Source organism: Hyalangium gracile (genome assembly GCF_020103725.1).
GTDB lineage: Bacteria > Myxococcota > Myxococcia > Myxococcales > Myxococcaceae > Hyalangium > Hyalangium gracile.
Genome location: NZ_JAHXBG010000005.1, coordinates 26504 through 40094 on the forward strand (window position 1 = coordinate 26504; position 13591 = coordinate 40094).

Below are 13591 nucleotides of genomic sequence, written 5' to 3' on the forward strand. Positions count from 1 at the left end.
CTGCCCGCTGTGGGCAGGGGCCTCCTGGATGCCCTTGCAGTTCCTTCCCAAGGAGCCTGCAAGTTTTTCAGGGTAGAAGGCCGTCCCGCTGACAATCCTGAGTGTTTCTCTCTGGATGCGCGTTGGCCCTCGCGTTGCACCGTCCACCCCTCGAAATCCCGGAGGGGTGAGGCGAGGTACGCAATGGTGACGACGATGTCCTTCACGGAGGCAATCGCAGGAGTTTCGGACGAGCTGTACGCCCAGGCGATGGCTCGCATGGCGGACAAGCGCTGCCAGCTGCTCGGAGTGCCGGGGCTTCACGCCAACGCGCGCACGAGCATGGCCTTCGAGGTGAAGCTCGGCCCCGGCGGTGTCGCGAACCTCTCGGTGAAGCGGTACTGCTCGGGCTTCACGCTGGACTGCAATGCCTGGATCGAGTCCCCCATCCCGGGGACGCTCCTGTCCGGTCACATCCAGTCCAGTGATGGAGGCGGCACGGCGTTCGTGGACGTCCACGCGGGACAGCGCATCCGGTTCGAACTCAAGACGAACCTGTGGGCCCGCACCGAGCTCTCGCTGCACCTGCGCAGCACGCCGGCCCTGCCCGCGGGGACGGTGCTCAAGGTCTGCATGGACATCCGCTACTGAGCACCCGCGGAGGGCTGCTGGCGGAGGAAGTCCTCGAGCTCCTGCTGCTCGGCGGCTGAGAGCCGGAAGTCCATGGCGCCGATGAAGCCCTCCACCTGCTCGGGGCTGCGCGCGCCGACGATGGCCGCGGTGACGACGGGGCGCCTCAGCGTCCACGCGATGGCGACCTCCCCGGGTGAGCGCCCGTGCCGCGCGCCGATCTCCCGCAGCCGCTCCACCAGCGCCAGGTTGCGCGTCAGGTCCGGCTCCTGGAAGTCGGAGCTGCGGCGGCGCCAGTCATCCTCGGGAAAGGCGGCCACGCGCTCGCGCGTCATGGCGCCCGTCAGCAGCCCCGAGGCCATGGGCGAGTAGCCGATGACGCCGATGCCGTTGCGCTCGCAGAACGGGAGGACGTCCGCCTCGATGTCACGGTGGATGAGCGAGTACGGCGGCTGCAGCGAGGTGATGGGCGCGATGCGCTGGGCGAACTCCAGCTGCCTGGCGTTGAAGTTGGAGACGCCGATCCAGCGCACCTTGCCCTGGCGCTGCAGCTCGGCCATGGCCTTCCAGCCCTCCTCGAGGCCCTCGAGCGAGTCTTCCTCCAGGGGCCAGTGGATCTGGTAGAGGTCGATGGTGTCCACCTTGAGGCGGCGCAGGCTCGCCTCACACTCGCGGCGGATGGAGTCCGCGCCGAGCTCGTTGCGCACCTGGCCCTTGGAGTCCCAGACCAGGCCGCACTTGGTGAAGAGGTACGGGCGGCCCGAGCGGCCCTCCAGGGCCTTGGCGACGACCTCCTCCGAGTGGCCGAGCCCATACACGGCGGCGGTGTCGATCCAGTTGATGCCCAGATCGAGCGCGCGGCGGATGGAGCGGATGGACTGATGATCGTCCTGGGGCCCCCACGCGAAGGCCCAGCCTCCACCGCCGATGGCCCACGCCCCGAAGCCGATGGGGGTGATGTGAAGGTCCGAGTTGCCGAGCTGCCGCTTCTGCATGTCCTGCCTCCCGTTCGATGGAGGCCCTGACTTCCACGTCGAGGCTCGAGGGGCAATTTCCCCCATGGCCAGGGCCTCCGCTCACGTTCTCTAGCTCACGCTCTCTGCGCTGTAGCGGGCAATGAGGCCGGTGCGCACCGCATGGCGGAAGACACGCATGAAGAACGCGCACGCCAGCACGATGTAGACAAGGGCCAGCCCCACGCCCCAGAGCAGCGTGGTGCCCGAGAACCCACCGCCCGCGACGATCGCTCGCATGCCCTCGAACACGTAGGACGGCGGCAGCAGGCGGGCGATGAGCTGCATCCACTCCGGCAGCGTGGCGATCGGATAGAAGACGCCGGCGAACGGCGATACCACGGCGGGGATGGGCCAGACGAACCACTCCGCGGACGGCCCGAGCCGGAGCACCACGGCGCTGCCGAAGATGCCCAGCGCGATGCCGAACAGGAAGAGCACGAACAGGAACGGCACGATCATGATGCCGTAGAAGAACAGGGACAGGCCGAACGCCGCGCTCGCCACCACGACCATCACGATGAGCCCCACCGAGCTGGTGGCGATGCTGGAGAGCACCAGGCCGCCCACGTACTCCGAGATCGAGATCGGCGTGGCGAAGACGTTGAGGAAGTTGCGCGACCAGACGTCCTCGAAGAACGCCATCGTCACGCCCTGCATGACGCGGGTGAGGAAGTCCCACAACAGCACCGCTCCCAGCAGCGACGGCAGGAGGTTCACGCCCGTGGCGGTGAAGGAGCTGAAGTACTTCGTGATGAAGCCCCAGAGGATGATGTCGATGGCCACCCAGACGAAGAGCGGGAAGATGCGCGAGAGGCTGCCTCGGATGAGGAAGAACTGACGCAGGACGACGGCGGCGGCGCGGCGGAGGGACATGGTGCTCAGGACCGCCCCAGCGTGAGGGGCTCTCGGGCCACGGTGATGAACAGCTCCTCGAGGGTGGCCTTACCGTGCTCGCCCGGCAGACTCTTCGGATCGCCCTCGAGCAGGACCTTTCCCCGCGAGACGAAGAGTACGCGGTCGCAGACCTCCTCCACCTCGTACATGTTGTGCGAGGTCCACAGCACGCCGCTGGTGCCTCGCGAGGAGAACTCGCGGATGCGGGCACGGATGTCCCGGGCCGTCGCGGGATCGAGCGAGGCCGTCGGCTCGTCGAGCAGCAGGAGCTGGGGGCTGTTGAGCATCGCCTTGGCCAGGGCCACCCGCGTCTGCTCTCCCGAAGAGAGCACTCCGCACTTCACGTCCCGGAACTTCACCAGATCGAACTCCGTGAGCAGCGCCTCGATGCGCTCGGAGAGCTTCTTCACGCCATAGAGGAGCCCGAAGACGCGCAGGTTCTGCCGCACGGTGAGGTTGCCCGGCAGGGGCGCGTAGACAGCGGCGAAGTTGGTGCGCTCGAGCGCCTGGGTGCGCCGCCGCGCGAGGTCCACGCCCTCGATGTGGATGGTCCCGGAGCTGGGCTCGAGGACGCCGAGGATCATGTTGATGGTCGTGGTCTTCCCGGCGCCGTTGGGCCCCAGGAGTCCGACGATCTCGTTGCGGCCCACCTGGAAGGAGATGCCGTCCACGGCGACGGTGGCGCCATACTGTTTGCGCAGCTCCTGGACCGAGAGCACGGTCGAATTCATGTCCGTCCGCCCTTATCGCGCGCCCCGGGCATCGTCCATCGGAGTCACGTCCAATGCTGGCCTGGCGAACATGGCACCGGGTTTCGGGATGGGCTTGAATGCCGCTCCATGTCCTTGCTGACACTCCAGAAGGCACTTCCCCAGCTCCGGAAGGCGTACAAGGAGCGCCGCCTGATTCCCTTCCTCGGCGCGGGGTTCTCGGCGCCCCTGCGGCTCCCCACCTGGAGCGGGCTCATGAAGTGGATGGGCGAGGGCCTCCAGTTCACGCCGCCGGAGCTCTTCGAGGTGCATGGCAATGCCCAGCAGCTGGCCGGCTACTTCGACCTGGAGCACCCTGAGAAGCTGCCGGGCTTCATCCAGGAGATGGAGCGGCGCTTCCATGCGCCCGAAGTCGAAAGGCGGCGTCGGACCTCCATCCAGCATCGAGCGCTCGCGGACTGCGAGTTCCGGACGATCTACACGACCAACTTCGAGCACCACATCGAGCGGGCCCTACGAGACAGGGACAAGAAGCGGAAGGTCTCGGTGCTCGCCCGGCTCCAGGACTTCATGCGTCCCGTGGATCCGGCCGCGTGCAGCGTCATCAAGTTCCACGGAGACCTGGCATTCCCCGAGACGATCGTCCTGACCGAGAGCCAGTTCTTCGATCGCCACCTCCTGGAGGCCGCGCCCGATCAGCGCCTGCGCAACGATCTGCTCGGCAATGCCTTCCTCTTCCTCGGGTACAGCTTCAGCGATCCCAACATCCGGTACATCTGGCACCGCATGTACCGGCTCCGCCAGGAGAGCATGGAGGGCGCGGACAAGAGCGCCTCGCCCCCACCGGAGCTGCGTTCCTACTGGGTCACCTTTGGCGCGGGCCTCGTCCAGCCCCGGCTGCTCGAGGAATGGCACATCGATGTGATCGAGCTCGACGCGAGCGACAAGTCCAAGAGCGTCGCCGAGCTGCTCAACGCCCTGCACTCCTGAGGCACCGATGCCCACCATCTACTTCAGCACGTCGAACGAGCAGAAGTACGAGGACGTGAAGCAGTGCTTCCTCAGCTGCAAGAACCCTCCGCGGATGCTGTGGCAGAAGGTACCGGAGATGCTCTCCGGCGATCTCGAAGAGGTCGTCCGCACCAAGGCGCTCGAGGCGTACAAGCGGGCGCAGGTACCGCTCTTCGTGGAGCACGGCGGGCTCTACATCGAGTACCTGAAGCAGCTGCCGGGTCCGCTGGTGAAGCCATTCTGGGAGGCGCTGGAGGGAGACCTCTGCGCCATCATCCCCCCGGGAGCCTCGCGCCGCGCCCACGTCATTCAGCAGGTCTGCTACTGCGATGGACGGAAGCTCCAGGTCTTCGAGGGACGCATTGACGGCCGCATCGCCGACCAGAAGGAGGGCACGGGCATCCACTGGGAGCCCGTGTTCATCCCCGACGGTCAGCACAAGACGATGGGGCAGATGTCGATCGCCGAGAAGGTGACCTACAGCGGCAACGCCAAGGCCTACGCGCAGCTCCGGCGCGCGCTCCGCATCCGGTAGCCCACCGCTACCTGAGGTTGGCGTCTCCAGGTGACACGGTCAGGGGCTATCACACCCCCTCGTCCTGGGCGCCCGCAGCGATGACCTCCCACCAAGAGCGGAACATGCTCTGGGTCGTCCAGAACAACCTGTTCAACGAGCGCGGGTTCCATGATTCTGAACCGGATCCCTAGCCCAGCGTGTGCAGCTCCGGCTCCAGCAGCCGGAGCCAGCCGCGCAGGTCGGAAGAAGCCCCCTCCAGGGGGACATTCCGCGCATGCTCCAGCCGCCGGCGGAACTCGGCCCGGCTCCGCTCCGCCTCCGGGCTCCCGGGCGCCGCCGCGCGAGCCTCCACCAGATCCATCGTCGCGTACAGCAGCGTCGCCAGCTCGCGCAGCACCGGATCGTTCTTGATCTCGGGCGCCGAGCCCAGCGCGGAGAATCCCCGGCGCGCCTCGGGCACCGCCCCTCGCGAGGCCTGCACCGCGGCCAGGTGCAGCGCGAACCGCAGCGCGTGCCAGCGCGACACCTGGGCCAGGATCGACGTGGCGCTCATCAGGTGGGACTCGGCCACCTCCAGCGCTCCAGAAGTCAGGAAGGCCCGGCCCAGCTCGCCCCGCGCGCACCCTTCCACGATGCGCATGCCGAGCTGCCGCGCCAGCTCCACCACCGCCTCCAGGTGCTCGCACGCCTCGGCGGGACGATCCGCATCCATCAGACAGCAGCCCAGGTTCAGCCGCGCGAACGCCTGGCCCGAGCGGCTGCCCGCGCCCAGCGCCTTGGCGAGCGCCTCCTCCAGGAAGCCCACCGCCTCCGACGTGCCCCCGGACTCGCCGATGGCCAGCGCCAGGTTGTTGAGGAAGAGCACCTCGAACGTCAGATCGCCCACCGCCCGGAACAGCCCCAGCGCCGCATGCAGGTGTGGCACCGCCGCCCCCGGGCCGCTGCGCACCTGCTCGATGATGCCCAGGTTGCCCACCGCGTAGGCCTCCAGCCACCGATCCCTGCCGGACGGCAGGCTCCGCGCCTCCTGGATGAAGCTCCAGGCCGCGTCCATGTCTCCCTCGTGCCGAGCGACGATCGACAGATCGACCAGGAGCCGCTTCTCGCGCACCCCCTCTCCCAGCGTGTGGAAGAACGCGCGCGCCTCCTCCAGATCCTTCCGAGCATTGGCGAGCTGGCCCGTCTCCAGCCGGGCCCGTCCCCGCACCGCCAGCGCCTCGGCCCGCAGCAACGAGTCCTCCGAGAGCGTCGACGCCTGCTCCAGCGCCCGATCCAGCCGATGCAGCGTGATGCCCACCGGCCCGCGGGAGGTGATGTCCGGCTCGAGCGCCACCAGCGCCTCCAGCGCCCGCTTCACGGACTCCGGTGTCGGCGGCCACGAGGCCAGCGCGTGATCGCACACCGCCAGCAGGTTCTCCCGCTCCAGCGTGAGCCGACGCAGCGCCTCCACCCCACCCCCTCGCGCCGGCCCGCGCAGCTCCCGGGCCGTCGCCAGGTAGTACTCCGCGTGCCGGCCAAGCAGCGCCTCGCTGTCCCCCGTCTCTGCCAGCCGCGCGGAGGCGTACTCACGGATGCTCTCGTACATGCCCAGGCGCAGCTCGCCCGGCAGCCCCTCCGAGGCCCCCGCCCGCAGCAGCGACTTGGACCGCAGCGCCTGGACGATCTCCAGCACGTCCGGCCCACCCGCCGTGGGCGCGAGCACGGACTCGGCGGCCTCCAGGGTGAAGCCTCCTCGGAACACCGAGCACTGCGCCAGCACGTTCTGCTCCGTCACATCGAGCAGGTTCCACGACCAGTCGATCGCTCCCCGGAGCGTCGCCTGCCGCGTCACCGCGTCCCGCTGCCCGCTGCGCAGCAGCTCGAAGCGCTTGGACAGCCGATCCCGGATCTGCCCCACGCTCAGCAACGCCGTGCGCGCCGCCGCCAGCTCGATGGCCAGCGCGATTCCATCCAGCCGCCGGACGATGTCCGCCACCAGCGGCGCCTCCGCCTCCGTCAGCGTGAAGCCCTCCCGAGACGCCTGCGCCCGCCGGACGAACAGGCGCACCGCCTCCGAGCGGGAGATCGTCTCCAGCGTGTGAGCCCCCTCGTCCGGCAGCCCCAGCGGGGCCAGATCCAGGATGCGCTCCCCGGCCAGGCGCAGCGACTCCTGGGAGGTGACGAGGAACCGGGCTTGCGGCGCCAGCACGATCCACCGCCGGAGCGTGGCCGGGACGTGCTCCAGCAGGTGCTCCAGGTTGTCCAGGATGACCAGGGCCGGCCCGCGACCGCTCAGCGCCCGGCCGAGCTGCCCCACCAGCTCCTCCCCCGCGCCGCTCGTCAGGTGCACGCCCAGCGCCTGACCGACGACATGGCAGACGTCCTCGAGCGTCTCCGCCTCGGTGAGATCGCACCACCACACGCCGCCCTCCCAGGTGCGCGTGGTTGCCTCAAGGCTGCCGAAGTGCGTCACGAGCCGGGTCTTCCCCATGCCCCCCGGCCCCATGATGGTGATGAGCCGAGCCCCCTCCGCCAGCCACAGCCGCAGCGTCTCCAGCTCCTCCTCGCGGCCGATGATGTCCCCCGGGTCCTCCGGGAGGTTGCCGCGCCGCTCCTCTCGCACCCGCAGGGACTCGAACCGCCGCTCCGAGAGCGAGAGCGGGAGCACCTCCACCAGCGGGACGGGCTCGGAGATCCCCTTGAGGCGGAAGTCGCCGAGCACGCGCACCGTCGGGCGGCCCAGGCGATCCAGCATGCCGGCCACCTGCGCCCACGCCGCGCCGCTCAGGAGCACCTGCCCGCCGTGGCCCGCATCCGCCACGCGGGCCGCGACGTTCACCATGCGCCCCACGTAGTCCACATTGCCCGTGCGGGGATCCACGCGCAGCTCGGGCTCGCCTACATGCACGCCCATGCGCAGGCGCAGCCCGCGGTACAGCAGCCCCCGAGCCCCCCGCTCCTCCGCGGTCTCGGGCCAGGCCAGCAGCTCCTCCGGCCAGGGAGCGTCCAGCAGCCCCTCCTGAACGTCCAGACACCAGCGCACGGCATCCGCCACCGTGGGGAAGGCGACCATGAAGGAGTCGCCCTGCGTCTTCACCTCATAGCCGGAGGAGGACGCCAGCAAAGAGCGCAGGATCCGATCATGCAGCTCCAGCGCGGCGCGCATGCCGGTGCTGCAACGCTCCCACAGCAAGGTGGAGCCCTGGATGTCCGTGAAGACGAGGGCCACCGTGCCGGACGGGGCTTCCATGGGCATGGCGAGAGCGTTCATGACCGGCTTCTGGCCCCGCGAGACCGTGCACCTGGAACGGTGCCGCAAGGCCCCTCACAAGAGAGGCATCCCCGCGCTACAGGCATCCCCGGATATCGGGAACTGGACGGAGGATCTGCGTGCTGTTGAGCAGCGCACGTCGCTCCCGTTCGGAAGCGAAAACCGGATCATCCAGGAAACGGAGGCACACTTCATTACCGCGTCACGGTTGCCATCTTGTCCCACTGAAAGGACCCCCATGACAGAGATGACCCCCCAGGCGCGGAGCCGTGCTGGAGCGCAGTGCCGAGCGAGTGGAGCAGGCAGGTGGATGCTGGCCGCGGCGTTGCTGGTCGCCGCGACTGCGGGCTGTGGCCCCGTGGAGGACTCGTCCGAGCCCTCCTCGCTGAGCACCGGGAGCCAGGAGCTCGACTCGATGAACGGGCTCAGCGCCAACGGGCTCAGTGCCAACGGCTTGTCGGCCAACGGGCTCAGCGCCAACGGGCTGGCCACCAACGGGCTGGCGACGGCGAGCTTCAAGGCCTGGTTCGGAGCGGATCCGGCCCTGGGAGACATGGTGATGCGCTACCTCGTGAGGTGCGCCGTCCCCGCGGGAGAGACGCGGTCCCATGTCGATGCGAGCACGGGCCAGCGCTACACGTGGAGCGGGAGCCTCGGCCTGGCTCCGAGGTGGGCCCGTGGCGCCGTCGCCAGCCGCACCGAGCAGCAGATCATCAGCGCCTGCCTGATGGCGCATGTGAACCGGTATGGAGAGAGCGTCCCCATCTCCGTGCTGGGGCACGACGCCGACGGCGACATCATTCCCTACAGCCGCCGCGAGCTCGGCAACTACGTGGCGCGAGAGGCCTGCTTCTTCGGCAACCTCTTCACGCAGGAGGGGCTCTACTTCGGCACGGACCAGCTCGTGGGCAACCACTCCATGTACCTGACGCGGGCCTGCGCCGGGCTGGGAGGCGGCTCCGCCACGGCGTGCGCGCCCATGCGCTTCGTCGGCGACTGCTGGTCGAGCTGCGTGCGCGATCCCCGCGGCCCGTTCTACTGGAGCTGCAGCCACAACGGGGTGAGCTACCCGGCCATCACCACCCGGATGCGCGCCGCGGACTACGTGGAGCTCTTCAAGGACAACGACTGACTCAGCGCCCGCGGCGCCCGGGCTTGAACTTGCCGCGGGACTTCGAGGGCTTCCCTCCGCCTCCCGCGCCCTTGCGCTTGCCCGCGGGCGCGGCCCGGCTCGACTTCTTCCCACCGGGTGCGGCCTTGCGCGCGGGACGCGTCTCCCGAGGCTCGCGAGACGGCAGCTCGAACGCGGCGCGAGGCGCCTCGGTGGGCTGGCGCTCCTCGCTCTTGTTCGCGCGCCGGGCCGCCAGCGCCCGAAGGCGATCGAACCCCGGTGGCGGTGTCGGCGGAGGCGCATCCGCCATGAAGGCCGCCAGCGGATCTCCCTCGGCGATGGGGTGGGGCTCGGGACGCCACGTCGAGCCCGGCGCTTCGGCCTCCCGCGCTCGCTCCGCCTCCTGCACCGGGCGCACGACGAAGCGCCGCCGCGGCGTGCCGTCCGCCGGCTCGGGTGCCGCCGCTCGAGGCTCGGGCCGCCGAGGCTCCTGCTCCCGCCCGGCGCCGCGCTCACCCTGCCAGCGCTTGCGGTCGGCCTTGCTCGGAGCCGCCTCCTCCCGCTGGCCGGCTCGCACGAAGCGCCGGCGCTTCTCCTCGAACCGAGGCGCCTCCTCCCGAGGTTCCTCGCCCTTGCCCCCCCGCCCTCGCGGCTCCTGGGACACCACGCCGAACCGGGGCTCCTCCGCGTCCGGCCGCCACGGCCCGAACCGGCTCCCGGGACGCCCGGGGCGCTGGGCCCGCTCGCGGCGCGTCACGGGCTTGCCATCGATCTCCAGGGGCTCGAAGTCGATCTGCCGCCGCTCCGGGCTCACCGACGCCAGCCGCACGCGGCACTTCTGCCCCACGCGGATGCGCCGCCCGTCCGGGAACACCAGCGCGTGCAGCATCTTGTCCAGCTTCCCGCCGAACCCGAGCGTCTCGAGCTTGACCAGGCCCTCCACGTGCTCGGTGTCCAGCTCCACGAAGCAGCCGAACTCGGCCAGGCCGGAGATGGTGGCGTCGAACTCCTCGCCCACGCGGTCCTTCATCAGCAGCGTGGCGTAGAAGGACACCACCTCGCGCTCCACCTGCATGGCGGCGCGCTCGCGCTCGGAGCTCTGCTCGGCCATCTCCTCCAGCTGGGCCTCCTCGCGCTCCAGGTGCGCCTGAGAGCGCTTCTTGCCCTTGCGCACCCAGTGCGCCTTGAGCAGCCGGTGCACCAGCAGATCCGGGTAGCGGCGGATGGGCGAGGTGAAGTGCAGGTAGTGCTCCGCGGCCAGGCCGTAGTGCCCCACCCGCGAGGCCGAGTACACCGCCTGCATCATCGAGCGCAGCAAGAGCTGGTTCAGCGCGCGCTGCTCCGGGTGGCCCTCGAGCTGGGAGATGAACGCGTCCAGCTCCTTGGAGGACACCCCGTCCTCGAAGCGCAGCTTGAAGCCGTACGCCTGCGCCAGCGCGGCGAAGGCGGCCAGCTTCTGCTCGTCCGGCTCGCCGTGGAAGCGGTAGACGGTGGGCAGCCCCTCGTCCTGGAAGAACTTCGCCACCGCCTCGTTGGCGGCCAGCATGCACTCCTCGATGAGGCGGTGGCTCTCCTTGCGCTCGCGCTTGTCCATGCGCTCGGGCAGGCCGTCCTCGCCCATCACCACCTTGTGCTCGGGCAGATCGAAGTCGATGGCGCCCCGCTCCTTGCGCATCTTCCGGAGCGCGCGGGACACCGCCAGCAGCCGCTCGAAGAGCGGGCGCAGCGAGTTGCGGTGGGGCACGTCCTTGCCGTCCAGGACGTCCTGCACCTCGTTGTACGTGCACCGGGCCACGCTGCGCATCACGCCCGGGTACAGCTCATAGGAGCGCAGCTGGGCGCGCGCGTCGAACACCATGTCCGCCACCATGCACAGCCGATCCTCGTCCGGCCGCAGCGAGCAGATGCCGTTGCTCAGCCGCTCCGGCAGCATGGGCAGCACGCGGTCCGGCAGGTACACCGAGGTGGCCCGGCGCAGCGCCTCCGCGTCCAGCGGCCGGCCCTCGCGCACGTACTGCGTCACGTCCGCGATGGCCACCACCAGCCGCCAGCCCGAGCCGTGGGGCTCGGCGTACACCGCGTCGTCGAAGTCCCGCGCGTCCTCGCCGTCGATGGTGATCAGCGGCATGGTGCGCAGATCCCTGCGCCCCTCGGCTCGCGCCTCCTCGTCGGTGACGGCCGGGCCCACGCTGTCCGCCTCGTCCATCACCTCGGGCGGGAACTCGTCGTTGAAGCCCTGGCCGTAGGCGATGGAGAGCACCTCGGCGCTCGGATCCCCGGGCCGGCCCAGCGAGCCGGCCACCTCGCCGAACAGCCCCTCGCCCTCGTCCAGCATCCGCGCGCCCACGCCCAGGCGCACCTTCACCAGGTCGCCCTGCCGCGCCATCTGGGTGCGCGGGACGCGGATGGGGCCCGGCAGCGTGTTGTCGCTCGGCAGCACCAGAGCGTGCCGGCCCTGCTCCGAGTACACCCCCACCACCAGCTCTCGGCGCCGCTGCACCACATCCACCAGTCGGCCCTCCAGCCGCCCGGGGCGCCCGGACACCTCCACGAGGACGCGATCGTTGTCCAGCGCGCGCGCGGCCTCCGCCGGAGGCAGGAACACGTCCTCGCCCTCGCCGGACAGCGGCCGGACGAAGCCGAAGCCATCCCGGTGGACGCTGAGGATGCCCTCCACCTGCGTGCGCTCGGCCCTGGTGGGGATGGGCCCCTTGCGGCCCTTGCGGCGCTCGGGCTCGGCGGGCTCGGCGCGGCGGTGCTCGAGCCGGAAGCGCTTGCCCTCCTTGAGGATGTGGCCCTGACGGACCATCTCCCGCAGGGTGCGCTTGAGGGTCGTCTGCTGCCCGGCGTGCATGCCGGCCAGCCGCAGGAGCTCCTTGACTCCCAGCGGGTGGTCGGCGTCGGAGAGGATCTGTCTCAGCTGCTCAGGGGATGGATTCACAAGGAACCTGGGCGCGGGCCCTTCCGCTCATGAAACGGGTAGGCCCTGGCCCGCTGGACGGGAACCCCCCAGGCAGCCGTGCTCGGCCCCTGGGCTGCTCCCGGTCCTGTCAGCCGCTCACGGCTTGACGGTGACGTTGATCTTGAACGAGCGCTCCACGACGCCCGGAGTGAAGGCCTTCGCCAGGAAGAACTCCATCTCCGAGGTGCCGGGGTTGCGCGGGGTGAAGAAGAACTCGCGGGTGCCGGCGCTGCCACCCTCGTCCGGCTCGTAGCGCGCCTCGCGCAGGCCCACGCGCTTGGCCGCCGTGGGCTCGATGGCCCACGTGTAGCCGGGCTGCTCCTGGAGCCGCACGGTGAGGCCGTGGTTGAGCTTCACCTCCACGGAGGTGGGCACCTCGCCCTCCACGTGGACGATCTCCATGTCCTCGCGGGACACGCGGGCCTCGGGCGGACGCGGCTCGAAGTTCTCGACGAGGATCTTCCCGCCCCAGCCGGAGGACTTCTCCACCACGCCCGTGAGGAAGAGCAGCTGCCCCACGTACTTGCGCATGCCCTTGGTGCCCTTGCCCTCGAGGATGAAGGACACCTGCTGCCGGGTGCCGGCGTTGGAGACCACGAGCACGAAGTCCTCGCCCGTCATCTCCAGGTTGCCGCGCAGCGAGGCGAAGCCCTTGATGCCCGAGCCCATGCCGGCGCTCGTCACCATGGACACCTCGCCCGGGGACAGGAAGCGCAGCTTGGCCTCGGTCTCGGCCGGCGGGGGCGCGGGGGCCTCGGCCTCCGGCTTCTTCGCCGAGTACTTGCGCACGTCCACCGTGCCGCCGTAGTTCGTCGTCTTGCGGATCAGCCCGCTCACGGAGACCTTGTGGTCCACGTAGGCCGGCAGCACTTCCTGATCCGGGCCCTGGAGCAGGAACGTCAGCTCGCGCTTGTCGCGGCCCACCACCAGCAGGTGCGGCATGCCGTCGGTCACCACGAGCCGGCCCTTGAGGCTGCCCTCGCCGAACACGCCGCGGCCCTCGCCCGCCGACAGCAGCTGCTCCATCTCCCGCTTGGTGAGCGCGTCGCCCACCGGAGGCAGCTTGGTGGCGCGCGGCCGGGGCTTCTCCTGGGCCGGAACCGCCGGCGCAGACGAGCCGCCCTTGCCCTTGGCCGCACCCGCGGGCGCCTTGGCCTTGGCCTCGGCCTTCTCGCCCTTGGCGGCCTTCTCGCCCGGAGCCTTCTCGGCCACGGCCTTCTCGGCCTTGGGCGCCGCCTCGCCCTTCTCGGCGGTCTTGGTCTTTGGAGCAGCGGCCTTCGCGGCGCTCTTGGGCGCGCTCTTCGAGGCCGACTTCGTCGCGGGTGCTTTCCCCTTGGTCACTTCTGCCACCTTCTCCTTGACGGCCTTGACCACTTTCGTCGCCGTCTTCGCCACCCGCTCACTCGCGTTCTTGAGAAGCTCCAGCCGCGCGGCCTTGTCCTTCTTGGCAGCGGGGGTCGCCTTCTTGGCCCCAGACTTGGGCTTGGCCATCGACGCTGTCTCCTTGGGAT

At 70.0% G+C, this 13591-nt stretch carries 10 protein-coding genes; 4 read left to right on the forward strand and 6 right to left on the reverse strand.

From position 1 onward, the window contains the following. The first annotated feature begins 183 nt into the window (after positions 1-183). On the forward strand, positions 184-630 hold the full coding sequence (locus KY572_RS11225; protein WP_224242563.1) for a hypothetical protein: 447 nt from the start codon (positions 184-186) through the stop codon (positions 628-630). Here KY572_RS11225 and KY572_RS11230 read toward each other — a convergent pair. The 3 genes from KY572_RS11230 to KY572_RS11240 form a co-directional block, all read right to left on the reverse strand. After that, complete coding sequence (locus tag KY572_RS11230) at positions 624-1604, reverse strand: aldo/keto reductase (RefSeq protein WP_224242564.1); 981 nt, start codon at positions 1602-1604, stop codon at positions 624-626. The two genes, KY572_RS11225 and KY572_RS11230, sit on opposite strands and share 7 nt — an antisense overlap. 90 nt (positions 1605-1694) lie before the next feature. Continuing rightward, a complete protein-coding gene (locus KY572_RS11235) occupies positions 1695-2498 on the reverse strand; it encodes an ABC transporter permease (protein ID WP_224242565.1) in 804 nt (267 codons plus the stop codon). 5 nt (positions 2499-2503) lie between these two features. Further along, a complete protein-coding gene (locus KY572_RS11240) occupies positions 2504-3250 on the reverse strand; it encodes an ABC transporter ATP-binding protein (RefSeq protein ID WP_224242566.1) in 747 nt (248 codons plus the stop codon). Positions 3251-3358: 108 nt separating this feature from the next. Between KY572_RS11240 and KY572_RS11245 the strand changes: the two genes are divergently transcribed. After that, a complete protein-coding gene (locus KY572_RS11245) occupies positions 3359-4219 on the forward strand; it encodes an SIR2 family protein (protein ID WP_224242567.1) in 861 nt (286 codons plus the stop codon). A gap of 7 nt (positions 4220-4226) precedes the next feature. After that, positions 4227-4775 carry a non-canonical purine NTP pyrophosphatase gene (locus KY572_RS11250; protein ID WP_224242568.1) on the forward strand — a complete coding sequence of 183 codons (549 nt, stop codon included), beginning with the start codon at positions 4227-4229 and terminating at the stop codon, positions 4773-4775. A gap of 169 nt (positions 4776-4944) precedes the next feature. Here KY572_RS11250 and KY572_RS11255 read toward each other — a convergent pair whose 3' ends face one another. Further along, entirely contained in the window at positions 4945-8007 is a 3063-nt protein-coding gene (locus tag KY572_RS11255; RefSeq protein WP_224242569.1) for an ATP-binding protein, read from the reverse strand. Positions 8008-8317: 310 nt separating this feature from the next. Between KY572_RS11255 and KY572_RS11260 the strand changes: the two genes are divergently transcribed. Further along, on the forward strand, positions 8318-9139 hold the full coding sequence (locus tag KY572_RS11260; RefSeq protein ID WP_224242570.1) for a hypothetical protein: 822 nt from the start codon (positions 8318-8320) through the stop codon (positions 9137-9139). Position 9140: 1 nt separating this feature from the next. Here KY572_RS11260 and rnr read toward each other — a convergent pair whose 3' ends face one another. Together rnr and KY572_RS11270 are read right to left on the reverse strand one after the other, a co-directional pair. Beyond that, positions 9141-12059 carry a ribonuclease R gene (gene rnr / locus KY572_RS11265; RefSeq protein WP_224242571.1) on the reverse strand — a complete coding sequence of 973 codons (2919 nt, stop codon included), beginning with the start codon at positions 12057-12059 and terminating at the stop codon, positions 9141-9143. Positions 12060-12176: 117 nt separating this feature from the next. Next, complete coding sequence (locus KY572_RS11270) at positions 12177-13571, reverse strand: protease inhibitor I42 family protein (RefSeq protein WP_224242572.1); 1395 nt, start codon at positions 13569-13571, stop codon at positions 12177-12179. Positions 13572-13591: the final 20 nt, after the last annotated feature.